Here is a 23,339-nt window from a genome sequence, read left to right on the forward strand (position 1 = left end):
TGGCCGGTCACCGGTCGCCCTGCGCCTGGATGGCCGTGATGGCGACGGTGTTGACGATGTCCTGGACCAGCGCGCCGCGCGACAGGTCGTTGACGGGCTTGCGCAGGCCCTGCAGCACCGGGCCGACCGCCACCGCGCCCGCCGAACGCTGCACCGCCTTGTAGGTGTTGTTGCCGGTGTTGAGGTCCGGGAAGATCAGCACGGTGGCGTTGCCGGCGACCTTCGAGTCCGGCAGCTTGGTGGCCGCGACCTTGGCGTCGACCGCCGCGTCGTACTGGATGGGGCCCTCCACCAGCAGCTCCGGGCGCCGCTGCCGGACCAGTTCGGTGGCCCGGCGCACCTTGTCCACGTCGGCGCCCGAGCCGGAGGTGCCGGTGGAGTACGAGAGCATCGCCACCCGCGGCTCGACCCCGAACTGGGCGGCGGTCTCGGCGGACTGGATCGCGATGTCCGCCAGTTGCTCCGCGTCCGGGTCCGGGTTGACCGCGCAGTCGCCGTACACCAGCACCCGGTCGGCCAGGCACATGAAGAAGACGGAGCTGACGATGGCCGCGCCCGGGGCGGTCTTGATGACCTCGAAGGCGGGGCGGATCGTCGCCGCCGTGGAGTGGACGGCGCCGGAGACCATGCCGTCGGCGAGGCCCTGCTCCACCATCAGCGTCCCGAAGTAGGAGACGTCGGCCACGACGTCGTACGCCAGCTCGTAGCTGACGCCCCGGTGGGCGCGGAGCCTGGCGTAGAGCTCGGCGAAGTTCTCACGCAGCGGCGAGGTCTGGGGGTCGGTCAGGGTGCAGCCGGGCACGTCGACGTTGACACCGAGCTCTCCTGCCCGCTTGCGGATGGCGTCCTCGTCGCCGAGCAGGACGATGTCGCAGACGTCCCGGCGCAGCAGGACCTCGGCCGCGTGCAGGATGCGCTCCTCGGTGCCCTCGGGGAGGACCACCCGGCGGCGCCCGGTACGGGCCCGCTCGATCAGCTCGTGCTCGAACATCATCGGGGTGACGCGCTCGCCGCGGACCACCGACAGCCGTTCGGTCAGCTCGGGACCGTCCACGTGCTTCTCGAAGAGCCCGAGCGCCGTCTCCGCCTTGCGCGGAGTGGCCGCGCCCAGCCGCGCCTCCAGGGCGAAGAGCTCGGCGGCCGTCGGGAAGCTGCCGGTGGGCACCGACATGACCGGTGTACCGGGGGCCAGCCGGGCCGCCAGGGCCATGATCTCCGGGCCGGGCACCTCGTCCAGGGTGAGCAGGATGCCGGCGATGGGCGGGGAACCGGCGGAGTGCGCGGCCAGCGAGCCGATGATCAGGTCCGCCCGGTCGCCGGGGGTGATCACCATGCAGCCGGGGGTCAGCGCGCGGATGAAGGTCGGCAGCATCGCGCCGCCGAAGACGAAGCCCATCACGTCCCGGGACAGGCCGCCGTGGTCGCCGAGGAGCACCTCGGCGTGGAGCGCCTCGACGACCTGGGCGACCGTGGGGGCCGACAGCGCCGGCTCGTCGGGCAGCACGTACGCGGGCACCGGGAGCCGGCGGCGCAGCCGCGTCGCGGCCTCCTCCAGCACCTGCGGTGGCACCCGGTTGGCGATCATGGCGACGATGTCGCAGCCCAGGCCGGTGTAGGACAGGTGCGCGTTGCGGACCTCGTCCACGACCGAGTCGGCGGTCTGCTCGCGGCCGCCGACCACCGGGATCACCGAGGCGCCGAACTCGTTCGCCAGCCGGGCGTTGATGCCGAGCTCGCCCGGGAGGTTGGTCTCGTGGAAGTCCGAGCCGAGGACGAGCACGGTGGGGAACTCGGTGGCCACCAGGTGGTAGCGGTCCACCAGGCGGGCGATGAGCGCGTCCCGGCCCTGCTCGGCCTGGAGCGCGGCCGCTTCCTCGTAGGTCAGGCCGTGGGCGGTCGCCGGGTCCTGGGTGAGCCGGTAGCGGCTGCGCAACAGCTCGAACATCCGGTCGGGCGTGTCGTGGACCAGCGGCCGGAACACCCCGACGCGGTCCACCTGCCGGGTCAGCAGCTCCATCACGCCCAGCTCGACGACCTGGCGGCCGTCCCCCCTGCCGATACCGGTTACGTACACGCTGCGCGTCACGCGCTCTCTCCGTTCCTGCCCGGCGTGATCCACCCAGTCGGGTGGCGGATATCTGTTGACATTACCGTTCGGTGTGCGTATGGCGCGCGGCGGGTGCGGTGCGGACCTACGATGCGAAAAGGCGACCGTACACGCGACCGGAGGGAGCGTGGAGCGCCATGCGCATCGGAGTCCTCACCGCCGGCGGCGACTGCCCCGGACTCAACGCCGTGATCCGCTCGGTGACCCACCGCGCGCTGACCTACCACGGCGACGAGGTCATCGGCTTCGAGGACGGCTTCAAGGGCCTGCTGGAGGGCCGCTACCGTCCGCTCGACCTCAACTCCGTCAGCGGCATCCTCGCCCGGGGCGGCACCATCCTCGGTTCCTCCCGCCTGGAGCGCGCCCGCCTCCACGAGGCCGCCGACAACTGGCGCACCGTGTGCTCCGGCTACGGTCTGGACGTCCTCATCCCCATCGGCGGCGAGGGTACGCTCACCGCGGCCCGGCTGCTCGCCGAGGCCGGCATGCCGGTGGTCGGCGTCCCCAAGACCATCGACAACGACATCTCGGCCACCGACCGCACCTTCGGCTTCGACACCGCCGTCACCGTCGCGACCGAGGCCATCGACCGGCTCAAGACCACCGCCGAGTCCCACCAGCGCGTCATGGTCGTCGAGGTCATGGGCCGGCACGCCGGGTGGATCGCCCTGGAGTCCGGCATGGCCGGCGGCGCCCACGGCATCTGCCTCCCGGAACGGCCCTTCGACCCCGCCGACCTCGTCGCCATGGTCGAGGAGCGCTTCGCCCGCGGCAAGAAGTTCGCCGTCGTCTGCGTCGCCGAGGGGGCCCACCCCGCCGAGGGCACCATGCCGTACGCCCACGGCGAGATCGACGCCTACGGCCACGAGCGCTTCGCCGGCATCGGCGCCCGGCTCGCCGCCGAGCTCGAGCAGCGCATGGGCAAGGAGGCCCGCCCCGTCATCCTCGGCCACGTCCAGCGCGGCGGCGTCCCCACCGCCTACGACCGCGTCCTGGCCACCCGCTTCGGCTGGCACGCCGTGGAGGCCGCGCACAAGGGGGCCTTCGGCTGCATGACGGCGCTGCGCGGCACCGCGGTGGAACTGGTGCCGCTCGCCGACGCGGTGATGGTGCTCAAGCGGGTGCCCGAGGACCGCATGCAGGAGGCGGAGTCGGTCTTCTGACGCCCTGTCACGAACGGCGCTGCGGGGCCCAGCGGTAGGTGAGCTCCGGCCTGCCGACCTGGCCGTACTGCGGGGCGCGGACCGCGCGGCCGGTCTCCACCAGGTGCTCCAGGTAGCGGCGGGCCGTGATCCGGGAGACACCCACGGCCTGGGCCGCCGCGTTCGCCGACAGGCCCTCCGCCGCCTCGCGCAGCGCCGCGGTCACCGCTTCCAGGGTGGGGCCGCTGAGGCCCTTGGGGAGCACCGAGCCCTCCGGGCTGCGCAGCGCCGCCAGGGCGCGGTCCACCTCGTCCTGGCCGGAGGCCTCGCCGCCGGCCAGCTCGTCGCGGTAGCGCGCCCAGCGCTCCAGCCGGTCGCGCAGGGTGGGGAAGGTGAAGGGCTTCAGCAGGTACTGCACCACACCGACCGAGACCGCCTGCCGCACCACGCCCAGGTCGCGGGCCGAGGTCACCGCCACCACGTCGGCGGTGTGCCCGGCCGCCCGCAGCGTGCGCACCACCTGGAGCCCGTGCCCGTCGGGCAGGTTGAGGTCCAGCAGGATCAGGTCCACCTGGTGCCGTTCGAGCGCGCGCAGCGCCGCGCCCCCGGAGTGGGCCACCGCGGCCACCGTGAACCCCGGCAGCCGCTCGACGTACAGCCGGTGGGCGTCGGCCGCCACCGGGTCGTCCTCGACGACCAGCACCTTGATCATGCCCGCACCTCCCCGCGCAGCGGCAACCGTACGGTGAAGGAGGCGCCGCCGCCCACCGCCCGCTCCAGGTCCACGGTGCCGCCCGCGCGCCGGGCGGTCTGCTCGACGAGCGCCAGCCCGAGGCCGTGCCCGTGGCTCTTGGTCGTCCAGCCGCGCCGGAAGACCTCGCGCACCACGGCCGGGTCCACCCCGCGCCCGCTGTCGGTGACCCGCAGCAGCAACTCGCCGTCGTCGGTGCGTGCGGTGACCTCGACGTGCGGGCGCGCCGCCGTCTGCGCGGCGCCCTCGATGGCGGCGTCCAGGGCGTTGTCGATCAGGTTGCCCAGGAGGGTGACGAGGTCCCGGGAGGTGAGCGAGGCGGGCAGCACCCCGTCGTCGATGCGGCTGTCCTCGGTGACCGTCAGTTCCACACCGCGCTCGTTCGCCTCGGCCGCCTTGCCCAGCAGCAGCGCGGCCAGCACCGGTTCCGCCACCGCCGCGACCACGCGGTCGGTCAGCGCCTGGGCCAGCTGCAGTTCGGCGGTGGCGAACTCCACCGCTTCCTGGGTGCGGCCCAGTTCGATGAGGGAGACGACCGCGTGCAGACGGTTGGAGGCCTCGTGCGCCTGCGAGCGCAGCGCCTCGGCGAAACCGCGCACGGAGTCCAGTTCACCGGTGAGCGACTGCAGGTCGGTGTGGTCCCGCAGGGTCACCACGGTGCCCCGGCGCTCCCCGCCGCGCACCGGCGAGGTGTTGACCACCACCACCCGCTCCGCGGTCAGGTGCACCTCGTCCACCCGCGGTTCGGCCGCCAGCAGCGCGCCGGTCAGCGAGGCGGGCAGCCCGAGGTCGGCGACGTAGGAGCCCACCACGTCCCCCGGCAGGCCCAGCAGTTCGCGGGCGGCGTCGTTGCACAGGGCGACCCTGCGGTCGGCGTCCATGAGGATCAGGCCCTCGCGCACCGCGTGCAGCGTCGCCTGGTGGTAGTCGTACATACGGCTGAGCTCGTCCGCGGCCATGCCGTGCGTGTGGCGGCGCAGCCGGGCGTTGGCGAAGTAGGTGCCGAGGCCGCCGACCGCCAGGGCCGCCGCGGCGATCCCGATCAGCACCGCCAGCTGGTCCCGCACCTGGTCGGTGATGGTCTCGACCGTGATGCCGACGCTGACCAGCCCGACGATCCGGCCGTCGTCCAGCACGGGGGTGACGATGCGCACCGACGCGCCCAGCGTGCCGGTGTACGTCTCCGTGAAGGTGCCGCCGCGCTGGGCGCGCTCTATGTGCCCGAGGAAGGGGCGGCCTATCTGGTCGCTGTCCGGGTGCGTCCAGCGGATGCCGTCCGGGTTCATGATGGTGATGAAGGACACGCGGGTGTCGTGGCGGACCTGCTCCGCGTAGGGCTGGAGCGCGGCGGTGGGGTCCTCGCCGCGGATCGCCGCCGCCACCGAGGGGGCGTCCGCGACCGCCCACGCGGCCGCCGCGACCCGGTCCTTCGCGGCGTCCTCGGCACGCTCGGCGGCGTTGACGTAGACGAGCACCGCGATGCCCGCGACCACCAGGGCCACGATGACCACCTGCATCGCGAACAACTGGCCCGCCAGGCTGCGCGCACGGCGGCGCGGCCGGGGGTGGTGGAGACGGGTCGGGAGCGGCATGCCCACCAGTGTGCACAGGTCCCGCGAACACAATGAACGCAAACGTGACCTGGCTCACTGCCCGGGCGCATAGTCACCGGGACCTATCCAATCGCGGACGTCCTGGGACGACGTCCGGGTGGACCGAGGAGACGAAGGTGTCAGTGCCGGTACAGAGCCGTACCCAGGGTCGCAGGGACCGTACCCATTTCCTGTACATCGCGGTGGTCGTCGCCGCGATCGCCGGCGCCGTGCTCGGGATGGTCGCGCCCGACGCGGCCATCGAGCTGAAGCCCATAGGCACCGGGTTCGTGAACCTGATCAAGATGATGATCTCGCCGATCATCTTCTGCACGATCGTGCTCGGCGTGGGCTCGGTCCGCCAGGCCGCCAAGGTCGGCAGGGTCGGCGGCCTCGCCCTCGGCTACTTCGTGGTGATGTCCTTCGTCGCCCTGGCCATCGGCCTGGTGGTCGGCAACATCCTCCAGCCCGGCGACGGGCTGCACCTGACCGACGCGCTCAAGGACGCGGGCCAGGCACAGGCCAAGGACGCCCCGGCCGAGACCCTGCCGGACTTCCTGCTCGGCATCATCCCGGTCACCCTGGTCTCCGCCTTCACCGAGGGCCAGGTGCTGCAGACCCTCCTGGTCGCGCTGCTGGTCGGCTTCGGCCTGCAGGCCCTGGGGACGGCGGGCGAGCCGATCCTGCGCGGCGTCGGCCACATCCAGAAGCTGGTCTTCCGCGTCCTGTCCATGATCATGTGGGCGGCCCCGATCGGTGCCTTCGGCGCGATCGCGGCGGTCGTCGGCTCGGCGGGCGTGGACGCCCTCAAGGCGCTCGCCACGATCATGCTCGGCTTCTACGTCACCTGCCTGATCTTCGTCGTGGTCGTGCTCGGCCTGATGCTCCGCTTCTTCGCCGGGGTCAACCTCTTCCAGCTGCTGAAGTACCTCGGCCGGGAGTTCCTGCTGATCGTCTCCACCTCGTCCTCGGAGTCGGCGCTGCCCCGTCTGATCGCCAAGATGGAGCACCTGGGCGTGAGCCGCCCGGTCGTCGGCATCACCGTGCCGACCGGCTACTCCTTCAACCTCGACGGCACCATGATCTACCTGACCATGGCCTCGCTGTTCATCGCCGACTCGATGGGCCAGCCGCTCGCCATCGGCCAGCAGATCACCCTGCTGCTCTTCATGATGGTCGCCTCCAAGGGCGCCGCCGGCGTCACCGGCGCGGGCCTGGCGACCCTCGCGGGAGCGCTCCAGTCGCACAAGCCGGCCCTGGTCGACGGCGTCGGTCTCATCGTCGGCATCGACCGCTTCATGAGCGAGGCGCGCGCCGTCACGAACTTCGCGGGCAACGCCGTCGCCACGGTGCTGATCGGCACGTGGACCAAGGAGTTCGACCGTGAGCAGGCCCAGCGCGTGTTCGCGGGTGAGCTGCCCTTCGACGAGACCACGCTCGTCGACGACGGCCACGGCACGGCCGCCGAGCCCGCCGCCCCCGTGGACACCGGCAAGGAGCCGGTGAAGACGGCCTGACCGGCCGTCACCCCTGAACGGTCCCGCCGGGTGGATCCCCCTCCGCCCGGTGGGACCCGTTGTGGTGTGTGGGGGCGGGGGAGTTCACCTGATCGGCCCAGGGTGCGGCGCGAGTTCCGTGAGGCGCGCCGGGGTGCGTCGGTGCAGGTCAGCGCGCCGGTGTACGGGACTCATGCGCGGGGCGCCCGGCATGCGGCGCGATGCGCCGGGAGGCTTGACGAGGGGATGTGTGGGGAGCGGCGCACGAACCGCTTCAGAAAGTTCGTCTCGGTTCGTGGATATGGCCAATTCCCGTTCCCCGTAAGGGAGATAATCACACGGCCCGGCGTTGGGGGGCGGGGAGTGCGTGTGTCCGCCGTCTGCTGCATTTGGCGTAAACCGCACACTTGCGGACGGCTCGCTCGTTAGGAGTGCTGCGTCGCCTTTCAAGGTCTGGGATGTAGTGAGATGATTCTACTCAATTCCGGACAAATGGTGTGCGCGCCAACGCACCTTACCGAACAAGGACCCCGCTATGACTGCCACCCCCACCGTGAACGCCGGCCACGACGCTCCGACCCGGCGCTCGCAGACGCGGCGGAGGATCCCGCTGGCGGAGCTGGCCTCCCGCGGCAGCTCCGTGGCCTCCCCGGCCCTGGACCGCGTGATGCCCGCCGCCGCCTCCGCCGGGAACGTCCCGGTCGCGGCCTTCCAGTCGTTCAGCAGCAAGTAGGCCCGACCGACTCGGGGGTCCGGGCCGCAGTCATGGAGACATCAGCACCGGCCAGAGCGCTGTCACAATTCGTGCTGAAACTGCACAGCCGGTGCGATTTGGCGTGCGATCACTGCTACGTCTACGAGCACGCCGACACCAGCTGGAAGACGCGTGTCCGGGCCACCCCCGACGAGGTGTTCGAACGGGTGGCCGCACGGATCGCCGAGCATGCCGCGGCGCACCGTCTCGCGGCCGTCCAGGTGGTGTTCCACGGGGGAGAACCCCTGCTGGCAGGTCCGGCCCGCATCCGGCGGGCGGCCGAGGCGCTGCGCCGGGCGCTCGACGGCGTGTGCGCCCTGGAGCTCGGCATCCAGACCAACGCCGTCCTCCTGGACGAGCGGTTCTGCGACGTCTTCGACGAGTTCGGCATCTCGGTCGGCGTCTCCCTGGACGGCGGCCGGGCCGAGAACGACCGCCACCGGCGGTTCGCCGACGGGCGTGGCAGCTACGACCGGGTCGTGGCGTCGCTGGGGCTGCTCCGCGAGCCGCGCTACCGCCATCTGTACGGCGGTCTGCTCTGCACCATCGACGTGGAGAACGACCCGCTGGCGGTGTACGAGGCCCTGATGGCGCTCGAACCGCCGCGCATCGACTTCCTGCTGCCCCACGCCACCCACGACGCCCCGCCCGCGCGCCCCGGCGGCGCCCGGGCGCCCTACGCGCAGTGGCTGCTGACCGTCCACCGCCGCTGGGCGGCCGAGGGGCGCCCGGTGCCCGTGCGGGTCTTCGACTCCGTGCGCCGGATGCTGCGCGGCGGGAGCAGCCTCGTCGAGTCGATCGGCACCGACCCGGTCGACCTGGTCGTCATCGAGACCGACGGGACCTTCGAGCAGGCCGACTCGCTCAAGACCGCCTACGACGGCGCCCCGGCCACCGGGATGGACGTGTTCGCCCACTCCCTGGACGAGGTCGCCGCCCACCCCGGCATCGCGGCCCGGCAGCAGGGCAAGGAGGGGCTGTGCGACGAGTGCCGCCGGTGCCCGGTCGTCGACGTCTGCGGCGGGGGACTGTACGCGCACCGCTACCGCACCGGGACCGGATTCGAGAATCCGTCCGCGTACTGCGGTGACCTGATGGAGTTGATCCTCGGCATCCGTGACGCCGAGGAGACGGAACGGGAGAATCCGGTGAGCACCGCGTCGGGGCGGCAGCCCCAGTCCTCGCTGACCGAGGACCAGATCGACCAGCTGGCCGCCGGCTACGGCGACGCGGCGACGGTCGCCGCGCTCGCCGCCGAGCAACTGGAGATCACCCGCGGGCTGCTCACCGCCGTCTGGGAGCGCGCTCCCCGGGACGGCAGGACCGCCGCGGTCTGGCGGGTGCTCGCCGAGGTCGACGAGGCCGCTCCGGAGGCCCTGGACGAGGTGCTCGCGCATCCCTACGTCCGGCCGTGGGCCCGGCACTGCCTGGAGACGGGCGGCGACGGCGGGGCGGACGTGGCGGGGCTCGCCGAGTTCGCCGCCGCCGCCGTGGTGCGGGCCGCGGGCCGCTACGGGGCGAGCGTGCGGGTGCCCGTCCGCGACGGCGCGGTCCGGCTGCCGGGGCTCGGCCGCGTCCTGGTCGGCGCCCCCGACGGCGAGGACGCCGACGTCACCGCGACCGCCGACGGTTTCTCGGTGAGCGCCGCGGGTGGCACCGTGCGGATCGACGTGCACGACCCCGGGGACGCCCGGTGGCACCCCGTACGGCGGGTCGGCCCGGCCGGCTGGAGCGTCGCGCTGGAGGACACCGACCCCTACCGCGACGCCCACCAGTGGCCCCTGGTGCCCCGGCAGGACGAGGCCGAGGTCAAGGCCTGGCACGAGGACCTGGTCGCCGCCTGGGACTTCCTCGGCCGTGAGCTGCCCCGCTACGTGCCGGGACTGGCCGCCGGGCTCGGCACCGTCACCCCGCTGGTCCCGCCGGGCGACGGCAGCGACGTCAGCGGGGCCGCCCGGCAGGCGTTCGGCGCGGTCGGCATCGCGCGGCCCGCCGCCCCGGACACGCTGGCCCTGCTGGTCGCCCACGAGTTCCAGCACGTGAAGCTCGGTGCCGTACTGGACCTGATGGACCTGTACGACCCCGAGGACACCCGCCTCTTCCACGCCCCGTGGCGCCCCGACCCGCGCCCGCTGGAGGGGCTGCTGCAGGGGACGTACGCGCACGTCGCCGTCGCCGAGTACTGGCGCGCGCTGGCCCGCCGGGGCGTCCCGGAGGCGGCCGCGCCCTTCGCCCGCTGGACCCGCGAGACCGCGGAGGCGGTCGACCGGCTGGCCGGCAGCGGATCGCTGACCCCGCTCGGCAAGCGCTTCGCGGACGGGATGGCCGGCACCGTCGCCCCCTGGCTCTCCGAACTGAACGGGGTCTGAGGTGCACACTCTGGAAAGCCTGACCCGTGATCTGCGCGCGCTGGGCGTCGAGGCGGGGGACGTGCTGCTCGTCCAGGGCTCGCTGAAGGCGGTCGGCCCGGTCGAGGGCGGCGGACGCACCGTGGTCGAGGCGCTGCGGGCGGCGCTGGGCGAGCACGGCACCCTGGTCGCGTACGCGGCGACCCCGGAGAACTCCGTCACCTCCCGGCTGGACCGGCAGCGCACGGAGGGCATGAGCGAGGCGGAACTGGCCGCCTACCGCGACGCGATGCCCGCCTTCGACCCGCTGACCACCCCCGTCTCGCCCAGCGTGGGACGGCTCGCCGAGGAGGTCCGGCTGATCCCGGGCGCGCTGCGCAGCGCGCACCCGCACACCTCCTTCACCGCCTTCGGCCCGGCCGCGCGCTTCGTCACCGAGGGCCACGAGCTGGAGAGCCACCTGGGCGAGGACTCGCCCACCGCCCGGCTGTACGACCTGCGGGCCCGTGCCCTGCTGATCGGTGTGGACCTGTGGGTCTGCACCGCCTACCACCTCGCCGACTACCGGGCGGTCCCGCCGCCGGACCGCCCGTACCAGGCCCTGGTGCGCACGGCGGACGGCGGCAAGGAGTGGGTGCACTTCCAGGCGCCCGACATCGACGACCGCCACTTCCCGCGGCTGGTCCCGGTGGTGGCGCGCGAGTGCGCGGTGCTGGACGGTCCCCTCGGCGACGCGCCCTGCCATCTGGTGCCGATCGCCGACGCCGTGGACGTCATCGCCAAGTGGCTGGTGAGCAACGGCCGTTGACGTAATCCGGGCAAAAATGATGGTCATGCGCTATTCCGCCGGAGAATAGACGGTTCCTACACTGAGGTTCCCTCACGAGGGGCGGAGTGGGGTCGTGCAGGCGGGCGGGGGAGATGGCGCATGGCATTACCCGTGGGGCAGGGAGACGCCTCGGACAAGCCCTATTTCTTCCTCAGCTACGCGCACACCCCCAGGAACGATCCCTCTGATCCCGACCCCGACCTGTGGGTCGCCAAGCTCTACAACGACCTGTGCGCGCACATCCTGCAGATGACGACGCTGCCCGCCGGGGTCAAGGCGGGCTTCATGGACCGGGGGATGAACGTCGGCGAGGGCTGGCCGGAATCGCTCGCCGAGGCGCTGGCGCACTGCCAGGTCTTCGTCCCGCTCTATTCGCCCCGCTACTTCCGCAGCCAGCAGTGCGGCAAGGAGTGGTTCGCCTTCTCGCAGCGCGCCGTCCACCACCGGTCCCTGCACGACCGCCCGATATCCGGCATCGTGCCCGCGCTGTGGGTGCCGGTCGCCACGAACGACATGCCGGGCCCGGCCGAGGGACTGCAGTTCAACCACGCGGACTTCGGCGAGGACTACGCCGCCGAGGGCTTCTACGGGCTGATCAAGCTCAGCTACCTCAAGCACGAGTACGAGCGGGCCGTCTACCGCCTCGCGCAGCGCATCGTGCAGGTGGTCGAGGACACCAAGATCGCCAAAGGGCGCCACCTCGACTACCACCACGTCCCCAGCGCCTTCGGCCCCCCGGGCGCCAGCCGGCCGCTGCGCGTGACGGTGCTCGCCTGCTGCGACGCCGAGGAACTGCCCGCGGGCCGCAGCTCCACCTGCTACGGGCCCTCGCCGCGCGACTGGAACCCCTACCGCCCGCAGAGCAGCCGGCCGCTCGCCGACCACGCGGCCGACCTGGCGCGCAACCTCGACTACCGGGTCAGCGTGGGGGTGTTCGAGGAGGAACTGGACCGCCTGCTGGACCCCACGCCCACCGCCCCCGGGCTGCTGCTGCTCGACCGCTGGGCCCTGGACTCGCCCGACCGGCGGGAGATGCTGAGCCGCTTCGGCAGCGAGCACCGGCCCTGGGTCAGCGTCCTGGTGCCGTGGAACCGCGCCGACCCGGAGTCGAACGGCCATGAGGAGACCCTGCGCCGCCTCGCCGACGACGCCCTCGACCCCTGCCGCGCGGACGGCCCGGGCGGGCGCTTCGTCCGCAACAACATCCCGAGCCTGGAGGCGTTCAGCGACGACGTGCCCCGGGCCGTGGGACGCGCCGCCAAGCACTACGCCGCCCACGCCCCGGCCTTCCCGCCCCAGGGCCTGCACAGTTCGCGCCCCAGGCTCCGGGGACCGTCCCCAGGGGCGTACGGACCCGAACGCTCCTCCCCGTACGGCCTGCACGACGACCGCGGCACCACGGAACCCGACAAACCGGAGGGCCAGGATGACCGAGAGCCGTAACGGACGTGTGATCACGTTCTACTCGTACAAGGGCGGCACCGGACGGACCATGGCCCTGGCGAACACCGCCTGGATCCTCGCCGCCAACGGCCACCGGGTGCTGACGGTGGACTGGGACCTGGAGGCCCCGGGCCTCTTCCGCTTCTTCCACCCCTTCCTGGACCCCTCCGCGCTCGCGGCCACCACCGGCATGATCGACCTGATCACCGAGTACCGGGAGGAGGCGCTGCGCGACGTGCCGCGGCCGCCCGACTGGCACCGCCAGTTCGCCCGGGTCCGCCCGCACGCCATATCCCTCAACTGGGCCTTCCCCGGCGGCGGCAGCCTGGACTACCTGTCCGCGGGCCGGCAGGACCGCAACTACTCGACCGCGCTCACCGGCATCGACTGGGACGTCTTCTACGACCGCTTCGGCGGCGGCCAGTTCCTGGACGCCATGCGCGCGGACATGCGCCGCCACTACGACTACGTCCTCATCGACAGCCGCACGGGCCTCAGCGACATCGCCGACATCTGCACCGTCCACATGCCCGACGAGCTGGTGGTCTGCTTCACCCTCAGCGACCAGAGCATCTTCGGCGCCGCCGCCGTCGCCCGCGACATCGAGGAGCGCTACAACGGCCGGGGCATCCGCATCTTCCCCGTGCCGATGCGCATCGACGACGGCGAGAAGGAGAAGGCGGACGCCGGACGGGCCCTGGCCCGCGCCCAGTTCGACGGTCTCCCGGCCGGGATGGACGACGACGAACTCGTCTCCTACTGGGGGTCGGTGGAGATCCCGTACCGTCCCTTCTACGCCTACGAGGAGATCCTGGCGACCTTCGGGGACGCCCCGGGCCTGTCCAGTTCGATGCTGTCGGCCTGCGAACGCCTGACCTCCGTGGTCTCCGGCGGCGCCGTGAACTCACTGCCCCCGATCGCGGAGTCCGAACGGCTGCGGTGGGCGGCGGAGTTCACCCGGCGCAGGCCCGTACCTCCGTCCGGCCTGGTGCTGGCGTACGTGCCCGAGGACCGCATGTGGGCGGACTGGATCGAGTGGATCCTGACCCGGGCCGGTTTCCGGGTCGTCCCCTGGGACGTGGAGACCCACACCGCCCCCGCGGAACAGCCCGCCGTGGCCGGGGCCTCCGCCCGCACCCTCGTCGTGCTCTCCGCCGCCTACCTGCGGTCCCGGCGGGCCATGCGGGTGTGGGAGTCGAGCTCGGGCACCGACCCCTCGGGCCCGCAGCACCAGCTGCTGCCGATCCGGGTCGGCGACGTCCGCCCCGGCCCGCCGCTGGCCCAGCGCAGCCCGGTCAGCCTGGTGCGGCTCGACCACGCCGCGGCCGCCACCACGCTGCTGCGCGCCCTCGGCCGTGACGACACGGACCTCAACCCGACCGCCATGACCAACGGCCCGCGCTACCCCGTCGGCGACCCCAAGGTGTCCAACCTGCGGCCCCGCAACACCTTCTTCACCGGCCGCTCCACCGTCCTGGACCGGCTGCGCGACCGCCTGGGCGGCGGCAACCCCTCCGTCCAGCCCTTCCCGCAGACCCTCCACGGCCTCGGCGGCGTCGGCAAGACGCAGGTGGCGCTGGAGTACGCGCACCGCTTCAAGGCCGACTACGACCTCGTGTGGTGGATCGAGGCGGAGCAGGAGGACCGGATCGCGCCCTCCCTCGCCGAACTCGCCCGCCGCCTGGAGCTGAGGGTCGGCGACAGCGTGTCCGAGGCCGCCGAGGCGGCCCGCGAGGAACTGGCCACCGGAACCCGCTTCCCGCGCTGGCTGCTGGTGTTCGACAACGTCGAGGACCCCGAGCGGGTGCGCCGCTTCTTCCCCGGGGGACGCGGCCACATCGTGGTCACCGCCCGGAACAAGCCGCCGACGGGACCGACCGAGCCCCTGGAGATCGAGGTCTTCAACCGTTCGGAGAGCGTGGAGCACCTGCGCCGCCGGGTCGGCGGGATGAGCCGGGAGGACGCCGGGCAGGTGGCCGAGGCGGTCGGTGACCTGCCGCTGGCGGTCGAGGTGGCCGCCGCGTGGCTCGCCGAGACCGCCACCCCCGTCGACGTCTACGTGCACCAGCTCAAGGAGCAGACGACCAAGGCGCTGTCGGTCACCACCGCCGCCGGCTACCCGCGGGAGGTCGGGGCGACCTGGAGCATCTCCATCAGCCGGCTGCGCAACCAGTCCAAGGCCGCCGTCCGGCTGCTGGAGCTGTGCGCGTTCTTCGCGGCCGAGCCGATCTCGATGACCCTCATCGAGAGCGACTCCATGATCCAGGCGCTGCTGCCGCACGACCCCCAGCTGCGCGACCGCTACATGCTCGGCAAGGTCATCCAGGCGCTCAACCGCTTCGCCCTGGCCAAGGTCGACCCGGCCGACAGCAGCATCCAGGTGCACCGGCTGGTGCAGGCCGCCGTGCGCTCGGAGATGTCGGAGGACGACCAACAGGACACGATGCACGAGGTGCACCGCATCCTCGCCGAGGCCCGGCCGCCGGAGGACGCCATCAACGACCCGGCGAACTGGCCCGGGTTCGAGCTGATCTGGCCGCACCTCGCGCCGTCGCAGGCCGAGGACTGCCGCGAGGAGAAACCGCGCCAGCTGCTGGTCAACCGTGTCCGCTACCTGTGGAAGAGCGGCGAACTGGAGCAGGCCAGGCAACTGGCCGAGCAACTGCTCGGCGTGTGGCAGCAGTCCCTCGGCGAGGACGACCTGCAGACCCTCAACCTGCAGTTCGAGCTCGCCAACGTGCTCCGCTCGCAGGGCAAGTACCAGGAGGCCCGGCAGTACGACGAGGACACCCTGGCCCGGCAGACCGCCCTGCTGGCCCCCGGCCACCCGCACACCCTGATCACCGGCGGCAGCCTCGCCGCGGACCTGCGGGCGCTGGGCCTGTTCCAGGAGGCCAGGGAACGCGACGAGCAGATCTACGCCGGCTTCAAGGACATCTTCGGCGAGCAGCACCCGCGCTCGCTCGTCGCGGCCAACAACCTCGCCATCGACTACCGGCTCACCGGGGACTCCGAACTCGCCCGCCGGCTGGACCAGGAGACCGTGGACCGGCGCACCCCGATGCTCGGCGACCGCCACCCGTACACCCTGTCCACCAAGGCCAACCTCGCCCGCGACCTGCGGGAGATCGGCGACTACACCGGTTCCGTCGCGATGCTCGAAGAGGTGATGGACGTCTTCCAGGACGTCCTCAACCCCGACGTTCCCGAGACCCTCCGCAACGCCAAGAGCCTCGCCGTCTCGCTGCGCAAGGCGGGCCGCGCCGCGGAGGCGATGCGGCTCACCCAGGTGACGTACGACCGCTACCTGGAGCGGTACGGGCCCGACGTGCCCGACACGCTCGCCTGCGCGCTCAACCTCGCCGCCGACTACTCGGCGGCCGGCGACAAGGCGAAGGCCCGCGACCTGGCGACCGACGCCCTCGCCGCCTACCGCCGGCTGCTCGGCGACGACCACCCGTTCACCCTGGCCTGCCGCAACAACCTCGCCATCTACCTGCGGGGCAGCGGCAACGCCGAGGAGGCCGTGGCGGTCGGCACCGACACCCTGGCCGGGCTGGAACGCGCGGTCGGCCCCCGGCACCCGTACACCCTCAACTGCACGATCAACCTGGGCAACGCCACCGGCGAACAGGGGGACACCGACCGTGCCGTGACCCTCCTGGAGACCGCGCTGCGCGGCCTCACCGAGCGCTACGGTCCCGAGCACCCGGACGCCCTGGCCTGCGAGATCAACCTGGCCTACGCCCTGCGGCAGTCCGGCCGGCACGCACGGGCGCAGGCGATCCGCAGCAAGGTGCTCCCGGAGTGCGTACGGCTGCTCGGCGAGGAGCACCCCCTCAGCCGGGCCGCCCGCGAGTGGTACCGGGTCAACCGGGACCTGGAGCCGCAGCCGGTGTGAGCGGCGGTCAGGCGGGCATCGACCGTGCCCGACCGCCCCCGGCGGCCGCCCAGGCGAGCACCTTGGGCAGCACCGACAGGGCCGCGAAGTGCGCGGCCCCCGGCTGCACCACCATGCTCGCACCGGGGATGTGCTCGGCCAGCCAGCGGGAGTGCGCCACCGGCGAGAACACGTCGTCCTCGCCGTGCCACAGCAGCACCGGCGCCGCGATGCGGTCCAGGCCGAACCCCCAGCTCCGGTTGAACGCCAGCGTGTCGTCGATCCAGCCGTCGGCCGAGGTGCGCAGCGCCTCCGCGTAGGTGCGCAGCAGCATCGTGCGCAGGCCCGCGTCCGCGATCACCCGCTGGTCCGGCTCCGGCATCTCCTCCCGGAGCACGGCGAGCAGGCTGGCCGGGTCGTCGCGGATGGTGCGGGAGCGCAGTTCCAGCCGGGCGGCCAGCCGCCGTTGCGCCGCGTCGGCGGTGGTGTGGTCGCGGACGTTGGACCGGGTCATCCCCGCGTACCAGGCGAGCCCCTGCGCGTCCCGCGGCGCGAGCCCCACCAGCACCGCCACCCGCGTCACACGGTCGGGCAGCAGCGCGGCGCACGCGAGCGAGTGCGGCCCGCCGCCCGAACGGCCGACCACCGCGAACGTGTCCAGGCCCATGGCGTCGGCGATCGCCGCGACATCGGCGGCGACGTCCGCCACCCGCCGGCCGGGCAGCCGCTCGGAGCCGCCGTACCCGGGCCGGTCGAAGGAGATCAGCCGCACCCCCAGCCGGTACAGCACGGCGCTGCGCGGCACCGGGCCGAGCCGGCTGCCGGGTGTGCCGTGCAGCAGGAACACGGGCCTGCCCCGCGGATCGCCCCGGGTCTCCACCGCCAGTTCCCGCCCGTCCCTCGCCCGTACGACACGCACTCCGAGCGGCCCCCTCTCGTGTCCTGCGGCCCGTCCCTCACACGCGCATCTCGCGCCTCGCCTGCCAGGTGGTGTGCTCCCGGGACACCGCGTCCTCGGCGTCCCGGGTCAGCTGCGACCACAGGTGCTCGGCATGCGGGTCGTCCAGGTCCAAGGACGCCAGCTGCACCCGGATCAGCTCCAGTTCGTCGGCCGCCACCCGGTACGCCGCGGCCAGCGGGCTGTACTGGCGCAGCTGCGCCCAGGCCGCGACCGAGGCCGTGATGGCCGACACGAAGCCCAGGGTGTCGAAGGGGGACCAGCCGCCCGCCCGCAGCACCAGGAAGAGGACGCCGAGCAGCGGGAAGGCCATCGCCAGCCGTCCCGCCCGGCGCCCGTTCACCTCGCAGCGGACCGCCTTCATCGTGTACCACTCGTGCTGCACCCGGATGCGCTCCCGCAGGTACACGTCGTGCCGCACGCGCAGCGGCGCGTCCCGCAGCCGCCGCATCGCCGGGGTGATGCCCGAGTCGACGTGGGAGGGCAGGGCCCTGCTGCGCCGGAAGGTGTGCAGGACGTCACCGAGCTGCAGCCGGTACAGGGCGTCCGGGTCGCGTTCGTCGCCGGGCGGCGTGAAGGGGTCGGCCCGCACCGAGTACTTCCAGGCGAGCGTCTTCATGGACTCGGCCAGGGCCCGGCCCTCGTACCACAGCGCCTGCGGGTTCTGGCGGTGGATCACCCAGGTGGTCCACGCCGCGTACGCGAACAGGACGGCCGCCAGCCACGAGGCCCAGTGCAGGCGGCCCGCGGTGACGTCGAACGAGCTGAAGACGGAGGCCACCGTGAGCAGGCCGAGCTGCTGGCGCGACAGCCGTACGGTCTGCCACTGGCCCCGCAGTGACGCCCGGTCGGCGGACCGGAAGAGGTCCGGGAGCAACTCGCGTTCGCTCACCATCGGCAGCGGCCCCCCGCACTCGCTGAATCCCGCAGTCATCCCAGTATGGGCGTGCCGGGGGCGGCAAGCCCAGTAGGCGTCCGGCCGAACTCCCGCTCCCCGCACGCGCTGCGCCCGCACGCGCTGCGCCCGCGCGGGCGGCGCCCGCGCGGGCGGCGCCGCGCGCGGCACGTCCGTCACGCCCTCGGCGAACGCGCGCCGCACGGGCCGGAGCGGCGGGCAGGCTGACGGGTGTGCTGAGACGAGTCGCGGTCCTGTCCGACGTCCACGGCAACCTGCCGGCCCTGCAGGCCGTACTGGCCGAGCCCGACGTCCGCGCCGCCGAGCGGGTGGTCCTCACCGGCGACCACGCGGCGGGCCCGATGCCGGTGCCCACCCTCGACGCGCTGCGCGACCTCGGCGGGCGCGCCCTGTGGATCCGCGGCAACGCGGACCGCGAGCTGGTCGAGCACCGCCGTACCGGCGGGACCACCGGGTACCCGGAGTCGGACTGGGCCGCGCGACGGCTCCGCGCGGACCAGGTGACCCTGCTGGCCGGCCTCCCGGACACCATGGAGCTGGAGGTCGACGGCCCGGGCCGGACGCTGTTCTGCCACGCCACCCCGCGCGACGACGAGGAGATCGTGCTCGTCGACTCCCGCGCCGAGCGCTGGGCCGAGGTGATGTCCGGCGTCGCCCCCGAGGTGGAGACCGTCGTCTGCGGGCACACGCACATGCCGTACGCCCGGGTCGTCCACGGCCGGCTGATCGTCAACCCCGGGAGCGTCGGCATGCCGTACGGCCGCGGCGGCGCCCACTGGGCGCTCCTGGGCGCGGGCGGCGTCCAGTTGCGTCGCACCCTCTACGACCGCGAGGCGGCGGCCGCGCGGATCGTCGCGGAGTCCGGCTTCGACGGCGCGGCGCGGTGGGTGCGCGAGTACGTCCTCGGCTGCCATCCGGCCGAGGCCGTGATCGATGCGTGGGGCCCGCGCGACGGGCGGCCCGCGCCGGAGCGCCCGGGCGACGGCGGCTGACGCCACGGCTCACGCGACCCGCGGTGAGGACCGCTCGGTCCCACCGCACGACGACGTACAGCCCCCGCCGCGAGGCTTCCCCGTGGTCCGCCCCGTGCGCCCTCACCGCGTCCCGGCCGAGGTCGAGCACATCCTCGCGCGGCGGGTCCCATCCCGGGTCGCCGCCCGGCTCTCCCGGGCCGCCGTACGGCATCGGGCCGGGAACTCCTCCGTCACCCGTGCGAGTTGCTGTGTCACCGCCACGGGAACGGTGTTGTCCGGCTCCGGCGCCGCTGGTAGGAACGCCGCATGGATGTGGGGACGCTCACCGCGGTGGCCGGCCTGCCGCTGGCGGCCGTGGCTGCGTATCTGGCGTGGGAGCCGCAGCGCACCGTGCGCCGGCAGCGGGCGGTCGACCGCTTCATCGAGGTGCGCCGGCACCTCAAGGAGCACCGCGCGGAGCTGGCGGAGGCGGGACTGGCCGCGCATCCCGCGCGGGACGGGGAGCTGGCGCTGCTCACGGCGCCGGGGTGGATCCCCGAGGAGCCGCTGCCGGCCGCGCGGGTGCGGCTGAGCCTGCGGCCCGAACCGGAACCGGGCAGCGGGGAGTTCGACGCCGCGAAGCGCAGGCTGCGCGGCTACTGACCGCGCCGGGACGGCTTCGCCTCGGCCGTGGGGGAGTACGACCGGCCCGCGATGTGGTTCAACGGGCCCGGCTACCGGCTGACCGGGGTGACGCCCGGGGAGGGGGCACCGGCCCTGGAGTTCGCACTGGCCGGCTACTTCGATTCGTACGACACCGCCGAGCCGCTCGCCTACGAGGCCGCCCTGCGCCACCGTGACGGCGACGCCCCGATGGCCGGCCGCTACCGCCGCTGGCTGGGGGACCCCTTCGACCTGGGCCGCCGCTGCGCCCAGTCCGGCGTCAGCACCCTCACCGTCAGGGTCGACGGCGACCGGGCGTACTTCTTCCTCCACCGGCGCGACGCCCAGGGCGTGGCCACCGCCATGAACACCACCCACGTCGTCCCCGCCGGGGAGTTCCAGCCGCACGCCGACGTGCTGCCGGTCTGGCACTCCGACCTGGACCTGTGGCACAACACGATGCGCGAGTACGCGGAGGAGTTCCTCGGCGCGCCGGACGCCGGGGGCGTCGGCGGGGCGACCCTCGACTACGACACCGACGAGCCGTACGCGAGCATGAACCGCGCCGCCCGCGAGGGCCGGGCCCGCTTCAGCTTCCTGGGGCTCGGGCTGGATCCGCTGAACTGGAAGCCGGAGCTGCTCACCGTCTGCGTGTGGGAGGCCGCGACCTTCGACACCGTCTTCGGCGGCATGACCGAGCGCAACGAGGAGGGCGTGATCGTGGTCGGCCACGGCCACCGGGGGCTGCCCTTCACCGAGGAGAACGTCCTCGGCTACGCCCGGCACCCCCGCACCCACTCCGCGGGGCGGGCCTGCCTGCACCTGGCGTGGCGCAGGCGGGCCGCACTCGGCATCCCGTGACGTACGGTCAGGCCGGCCGGAGCCAGACCGTGGCCAGCGGCGGCAGGGTGAGCTGCACGCTCTCGCGCCGGCCGTTCCAGGCGACCGGCTCGGACTTCAGCGGTTCGGGGTTGGTGACGTCGCTCCCGCCGTACGCGGCGGCGTCGGTGTTGAGCACCTCCCGCAGCGCCTCCACCCCGTCCGGCACGCCGATCCGGTAGGCGTGGCGGACGACCGGCGAGAAGTTGCTGACGGCGACCAGCGGGTTCCCCCCGGCGTCGAGTCGCACGAAGGAGAAGACGTTGTCCTCGGCGGCGCCGCCGTCGAGCCAGGCGAAGCCGTCCGGGGTGGTGTCGAGCTGCCACAGCGCCGGTGTGGCCCGGTAGCAGGTGTTGAGGTCCCGGACGAGGTCCCGCACGCCGCGGTGGTCGCCCGCCGCGGAGTAGGTCTCGTCGAGCAGCCACCAGTCCGGCCCGTGGTCGTGGGACCACTCGGCGCCCTGGGCGAACTCCTGCCCCATGAAGAGCAGTTGCTTGCCCGGGTGGGCCCACATGAAGCCGAGGTAGGCGCGGTGGTCGGCGCGCTGCTGCCACCAGTCGCCGGGCATCTTGGCCACCAGCGCGCCCTTGCCGTGGACGACCTCGTCGTGCGAGATCGGCAGGACGTAGTTCTCGCTGTAGGCGTACACCATCGAGAAGGTCATCTCGTTGTGGTGGTACTTACGGTGCACCGGCTCGTGCTTGATGTACTCCAGCGAGTCGTGCATCCACCCCATGTTCCACTTCAGACCGAAGCCGAGCCCGCCGAAGCCGGCCGGGCCGACGTGGTGGGTGGGCCGGGTGACGCCGTCCCAGGCGGTGGACTCCTCGGCGATGGTGACGACACCGGGGCAGCGCCGGTAGACGGTCGCGTTCATCTCCTGCAGGAAGGCGACGGCGTCCAGGTCCTCGCGCCCGCCGTACGCGTTCGGCGCCCACTGGCCGTCCTCGCGCGAGTAGTCCAGGTAGAGCATGGAGGCGACGGCGTCCACCCGCAGCCCGTCGATGTGGAACTCCTCGCACCAGTAGACCGCGTTGGCCACCAGGAAGTTGCGGACCTCGGTGCGGCCGAAGTCGAACTCCAGCGTCCCCCAGTCGGGATGGTCCCCGCGCCAGGGGTGCTCGTAGAGGTTGGTGCCGTCGAAGTCCGCCAGCGCCCAGTCGTCCTTGGGGAAGTGGGCCGGCACCCAGTCCATGATGACGCCGATGCCCGCCCGGTGCAGCGCGTCGACCAGGTACCGGAAGTCGTCCGGGGTGCCCATCCGGGCGGTGGGGGCGTAGTACGAGGTGACCTGGTAGCCCCACGATCCGCCGAAGGGGTGTTCGGCGACCGGCATCAGCTCCACGTGCGTGAAGCCCAGGTCGCGCACGTACGCCGGGAGCTGCTCGGCCAGTTCGCGGTACGACAGCCCCGGCCGCCACGAGGCGAGGTGCACCTCGTACACCGACAAGGGCGCCTCGTGCACCGGCACGCGGCCGCGCGAGCCCATCCAGTCGGCGTCCTGCCACTCGTACCGGGACGCGGTGACGACGGAGGCGGTGGCGGGCGGTGCCTCGGTGCGGCGGGCCATCGGATCGGCCTTGAGCCGCCGCCCGCCGTCCGGCCCGCAGACCTCGAACTTGTAGCGCTGCCCCTCGCCGACCTCGGGCAGGAACAGCTCCCACACGCCGGACGAGCCCAGTGAGCGCATCGGGAAGGCGGTGCCGTCCCAGCAGGTGAAGTCGCCGACCACCCGCACCCCGCGCGCGTTGGGCGCCCACACGGTGAACCGGGTGCCGGTGACGCCCTCATGGGTCATCGGCTCGGCGCCGAGCGCCTTCCACAGCTGCTCGTGCCGCCCCTCGTTGATCAGGTGCAGGTCGAACTCGCCGAGCGCCGGCAGGAAGCGGTACGGGTCGTGCACCTCGCGCTCGTCGCCGTCGTAGGTGACGGCCAGCCGGTACGCGGGGACCTCGGTCAGCGGCAGCACACCGCTGAACAGCCCGTCGCCCTCGTGGTGCAGCACCGTCCGCGCTCCGTCGCCGGTGACGACGGCCACGCTGCGCGCGTACGGCCGCAGCGCCCGGAAGGCCAGGCCGTCCGCCACGCGGTGGACGCCGAGCAGCCCGTGCGGGTCGTGGTGGGCGCCGTCCAGCAGCCGGCGCCGCTCGCCGGGGTCGAGCTCCGGGGCCGGGGGCACATCGCCGGTCACAGGGCCGGCGGCCGGGGTGACCTCGGGTGCGGGCGGCGGCGCCTGGTGGCCGACCCCCGCGGCGGGCGCGGTGCGCGGCGCGGTGCCCGAGGCGGCCGGCCGCCCGGACCCGGCGGGGTCGTAGCCCCGCGCGACGGCCTCGGAGGAGCCGGACGGGTCCGCTCGCGGGCGGTCCGCGGCGGCCGGGCGGGCGGCCTCGGCCGCGGGTTCCGCGCCGGCGGCCTTACCCCCGCGTGCGGGCTTCGCGCCGGCGGCCTTCTGCGGCCGGGTGGCCGAGGCCGGCGGGGTCGGCGGGGCGGCGGGGGGCGGCGGGGGAGCCGAGCCCTCGGACCCGGTGCCGCGTGCGGGACGTGCGGCGCGGGCCCTCCCGTTCCCGCCCGGGCCGGGGGTGCCGGGGGTGGAGTCGGGGAACGGCTGGCGATCGGTCACGGTCAGGT

Annotated in this window: 16 protein-coding genes; 10 read left to right on the forward strand and 6 right to left on the reverse strand. The window is 73.3% G+C overall.

Annotation, left to right across the window (positions count from 1 at the left end):
• Positions 1 to 7 precede the first annotated feature (7 nt).
• A complete protein-coding gene (gene pta / locus ACFV3E_RS38910; protein ID WP_500540078.1) occupies positions 8 to 2,086 on the reverse strand; it encodes a phosphate acetyltransferase in 2,079 nt (692 codons plus the stop codon).
• Between the two features lie 158 nt (positions 2,087 to 2,244).
• On the opposite strand from pta, the gene ACFV3E_RS38915 reads away from it, so the two are divergent.
• On the forward strand, positions 2,245 to 3,270 hold the full coding sequence (locus ACFV3E_RS38915; protein WP_499514079.1) for an ATP-dependent 6-phosphofructokinase: 1,026 nt from the start codon (positions 2,245 to 2,247) through the stop codon (positions 3,268 to 3,270).
• Between the two features lie 7 nt (positions 3,271 to 3,277).
• On the opposite strand, the gene ACFV3E_RS38920 is transcribed toward ACFV3E_RS38915, so the two are convergent.
• Together ACFV3E_RS38920 and ACFV3E_RS38925 are read right to left on the reverse strand one after the other, a co-directional pair.
• Complete coding sequence (locus ACFV3E_RS38920; protein ID WP_499514080.1) at positions 3,278 to 3,961, reverse strand: response regulator; 684 nt, start codon at positions 3,959 to 3,961, stop codon at positions 3,278 to 3,280.
• Complete coding sequence (locus ACFV3E_RS38925; protein ID WP_500540080.1) at positions 3,958 to 5,592, reverse strand: sensor histidine kinase; 1,635 nt, start codon at positions 5,590 to 5,592, stop codon at positions 3,958 to 3,960. Before ACFV3E_RS38925 ends, ACFV3E_RS38920 begins: the two co-directional genes overlap by 4 nt.
• A 143-nt stretch (positions 5,593 to 5,735) precedes the next feature.
• Here ACFV3E_RS38925 and ACFV3E_RS38930 point away from each other — a divergent pair, with 143 nt between their 5' ends.
• The 6 genes from ACFV3E_RS38930 (at position 5,736) to fxsT (ending at position 16,363) form a co-directional block, all read left to right on the forward strand.
• On the forward strand, positions 5,736 to 7,109 hold the full coding sequence (locus ACFV3E_RS38930; RefSeq protein ID WP_500540118.1) for a cation:dicarboxylate symporter family transporter: 1,374 nt from the start codon (positions 5,736 to 5,738) through the stop codon (positions 7,107 to 7,109).
• 514 nt (positions 7,110 to 7,623) lie between these two features.
• On the forward strand, positions 7,624 to 7,821 hold the full coding sequence (gene fxsA, locus ACFV3E_RS38935) for an FxSxx-COOH cyclophane-containing RiPP peptide (RefSeq protein WP_500366217.1): 198 nt from the start codon (positions 7,624 to 7,626) through the stop codon (positions 7,819 to 7,821).
• Between the two features lie 32 nt (positions 7,822 to 7,853).
• The gene (locus ACFV3E_RS38940) at positions 7,854 to 10,211 is read left to right on the forward strand and encodes an FxsB family cyclophane-forming radical SAM/SPASM peptide maturase (RefSeq protein ID WP_500540082.1); all 2,358 of its coding nucleotides are present in this window, start codon (positions 7,854 to 7,856) and stop codon (positions 10,209 to 10,211) included.
• Position 10,212: 1 nt separating this feature from the next.
• Positions 10,213 to 10,998 carry an AAC(3) family N-acetyltransferase gene (locus ACFV3E_RS38945; RefSeq protein WP_500540084.1) on the forward strand — a complete coding sequence of 262 codons (786 nt, stop codon included), beginning with the start codon at positions 10,213 to 10,215 and terminating at the stop codon, positions 10,996 to 10,998.
• Between the two features lie 120 nt (positions 10,999 to 11,118).
• Positions 11,119 to 12,462 carry a TIR-like protein FxsC gene (locus ACFV3E_RS38950; protein ID WP_500540086.1) on the forward strand — a complete coding sequence of 448 codons (1,344 nt, stop codon included), beginning with the start codon at positions 11,119 to 11,121 and terminating at the stop codon, positions 12,460 to 12,462.
• Positions 12,446 to 16,363 (forward strand): FxSxx-COOH system tetratricopeptide repeat protein, encoded by a 3,918-nt coding sequence (gene fxsT, locus ACFV3E_RS38955; protein WP_500540088.1) that lies wholly within the window; start codon positions 12,446 to 12,448, stop codon positions 16,361 to 16,363. Before ACFV3E_RS38950 ends, fxsT begins: the two co-directional genes overlap by 17 nt.
• Positions 16,364 to 16,370: 7 nt before the next feature.
• On the opposite strand, the gene ACFV3E_RS38960 is transcribed toward fxsT, so the two are convergent.
• Together ACFV3E_RS38960 and ACFV3E_RS38965 are read right to left on the reverse strand one after the other, a co-directional pair.
• Positions 16,371 to 17,261: an alpha/beta fold hydrolase gene (locus ACFV3E_RS38960; RefSeq protein ID WP_500366209.1), complete on the reverse strand. Its 891-nt coding sequence runs from the start codon at positions 17,259 to 17,261 to the stop codon at positions 16,371 to 16,373.
• 37 nt (positions 17,262 to 17,298) lie between these two features.
• A complete protein-coding gene (locus ACFV3E_RS38965) occupies positions 17,299 to 18,234 on the reverse strand; it encodes a DUF4231 domain-containing protein (protein ID WP_500540090.1) in 936 nt (311 codons plus the stop codon).
• Positions 18,235 to 18,428: 194 nt separating this feature from the next.
• Here ACFV3E_RS38965 and ACFV3E_RS38970 point away from each other — a divergent pair, with 194 nt between their 5' ends.
• The 3 genes from ACFV3E_RS38970 to ACFV3E_RS38980 all read left to right on the forward strand — a co-directional run bounded on the left by ACFV3E_RS38970 (position 18,429) and on the right by ACFV3E_RS38980 (position 20,693).
• Positions 18,429 to 19,208, forward strand: coding sequence for a metallophosphoesterase family protein (locus tag ACFV3E_RS38970; RefSeq protein ID WP_500540092.1), 780 nt, complete (start codon positions 18,429 to 18,431; stop codon positions 19,206 to 19,208).
• A gap of 288 nt (positions 19,209 to 19,496) precedes the next feature.
• Positions 19,497 to 19,832, forward strand: coding sequence for a hypothetical protein (locus ACFV3E_RS38975; RefSeq protein WP_500540094.1), 336 nt, complete (start codon positions 19,497 to 19,499; stop codon positions 19,830 to 19,832).
• 27 nt (positions 19,833 to 19,859) lie between these two features.
• Positions 19,860 to 20,693 carry a hypothetical protein gene (locus ACFV3E_RS38980; protein ID WP_500540096.1) on the forward strand — a complete coding sequence of 278 codons (834 nt, stop codon included), beginning with the start codon at positions 19,860 to 19,862 and terminating at the stop codon, positions 20,691 to 20,693.
• Between the two features lie 7 nt (positions 20,694 to 20,700).
• On the opposite strand, the gene glgB is transcribed toward ACFV3E_RS38980, so the two are convergent.
• Positions 20,701 to 23,331, reverse strand: a complete 2,631-nt coding sequence (glgB, locus tag ACFV3E_RS38985; RefSeq protein ID WP_500540098.1) for a 1,4-alpha-glucan branching enzyme — start codon at positions 23,329 to 23,331, stop codon at positions 20,701 to 20,703.
• Between the last annotated feature and the right edge of the window lie 8 nt (positions 23,332 to 23,339).

This window comes from Streptomyces sp. NPDC059718 (genome assembly GCF_042733315.1).
In the GTDB taxonomy this organism is placed as follows: Bacteria; Actinomycetota; Actinomycetes; order Streptomycetales; family Streptomycetaceae; genus Actinacidiphila.